The sequence below is a fragment of the Longimicrobiaceae bacterium genome (genome assembly GCA_035936415.1).
Classification (GTDB): domain Bacteria; phylum Gemmatimonadota; class Gemmatimonadetes; order Longimicrobiales; family Longimicrobiaceae; genus JAFAYN01.
Genome location: DASYWD010000525.1, coordinates 1 through 1,585, shown reverse-complemented (window position 1 = coordinate 1,585; position 1,585 = coordinate 1). Strand labels below are relative to the sequence as shown.

Genomic DNA, 1,585 nt, shown 5'->3' with positions numbered 1-1,585 from the left:
GCGACGCGCGGCTCGCCTCGCGGACCGCGGCGTTCACGCGGGCACCGCGGGCACGGGCGCGGCCGGCCGTGCGGGCTCGCCGCGGAGGACGCGGTCCAGGACCTTGGCCGAGCAGAGGACGCCGGGCATCCCCGCGCCGGGGTGGGTCCCCGCGCCCACGAAGTACAGCCCCTCCACGTCCTCCGAGCGGTTGTGGAAGCGGAAGTACGCCGACTGCGAGAGGCGCGGCTCGATCCCGAACCCGGCCCCCTTCGCGGAGCGCAGCCGCTCCTCGAAGTAGCGCGGCGTGACGTGGAACGACGTCACCAGGTTCTCGCGCAGCCCGGGGAGGCAGCGCTCCTCCAGGTGCCCCAGGATCCGCTCCAGGTAGCGCGGCCCCTCCGCCTCCCAGTCGATCCCGCTGTCGTTGTGCGGGACGGGGGAGAGGACGTAGAAGCACTCGTGCCCCGGCGGCGCCAGCGACGGATCCGTGCGGGTGGGGGCGTGCAGGTAGAGCGAGAAGTCGTCCGCCAGCCGCTTCCGCTTGAAGATGTCCTCCAGCAGCCCGCGGTAGCGCGGCCCCATCAGGATGGTGTGGTGCGCCAGCTCCGGGTACGTCTTCCGGGTGCCGAAGTAGGCCACGAAGAGCCCCATCGAGAGGCGCCGCCGCGCCAGGGAGCGGTCGGTGTGGCGGCGGCGGTGCCGGGCGTCCACCAGCTTCCCGTAGACGTGCACCGGGTCCCCGTTGGCGACCACCAGGCCGGCGGGGATCCGCTCGCCGCCCTCCAGCCGCACGGCGCGGGCGCGGCCGTCGCGCACCTCGATCTCCTCCACCGGCGCGCCGCAGCGAAGCTCCGCGCCCATCTCCTCCAGCAGCCGCACCAGCCCCGCCACGATGGATGCGGTCCCCCCCTTCGCGAACCAGACGCCCCACTTCCGCTCCAGCCAGTGGATCAGGAGGTAGATGGAGGTGGTGTTGAAGGGATTTCCGCCCACCAGGAGCGGCTGGAAGGTGAAGACCTGCCGCAGCCGCTCGTCGCGCAGGTAGCGGGAGACCATCCCGTACACGGTGCGGTGGCTCCCCAGGCGGACCATGTCGGGGACGACGCGCAGCATCTCCGAGAGCCGGTCGAAGGGCGCATCCGCCAGCCGCGTGTAGCCCACGTCGAAGATCCGCTCCGAGTGCGCGGCCAGCCGGCGGTAGCCGTCCACGTCGCGCGGGCTCATCTCCCGGATCTGCGCGAGGATGCGCTCCTCGTCGCCCACGTAGTCGAAGCGCGACCCGTCCGCGAACTCCACCCGGTAGAACGGGTCCACCGGCACCAGCTCGAAGTAGTCGCGCCAGTCGCGCCCGGCCAGCGCGAACAGCTCGTGCAGCAGGTAGGGCGCGGTGACGACGGTGGGCCCCGCGTCGAAGGAGAAGCCGTCGTGCCGGAAGACGCTGGCGCGCCCCCCGGGCTGGCCGGTGGCCTCCAGCACTGTCACCCGGTGCCCGCGCGCCTGCAGGCGGATCGCCGCCGCGAGCCCGCCGAGCCCCGCCCCGATCACCACGGTCCGCGTCGCGTCGCTCATGCCCGGCCCTCGCGCTCGCGGGCGGCGCCGTGGC

1 protein-coding gene is annotated in these 1,585 nt (G+C 73.7%); it reads right to left on the bottom strand.

Going from position 1 to position 1,585, the window contains the following annotated elements:
• Positions 1–33: 33 nt before the first annotated feature.
• On the bottom strand, positions 34–1,551 hold the full coding sequence (locus VGR37_21230; protein HEV2149935.1) for a phytoene desaturase: 1,518 nt from the start codon (positions 1,549–1,551) through the stop codon (positions 34–36).
• Positions 1,552–1,585: the final 34 nt, after the last annotated feature.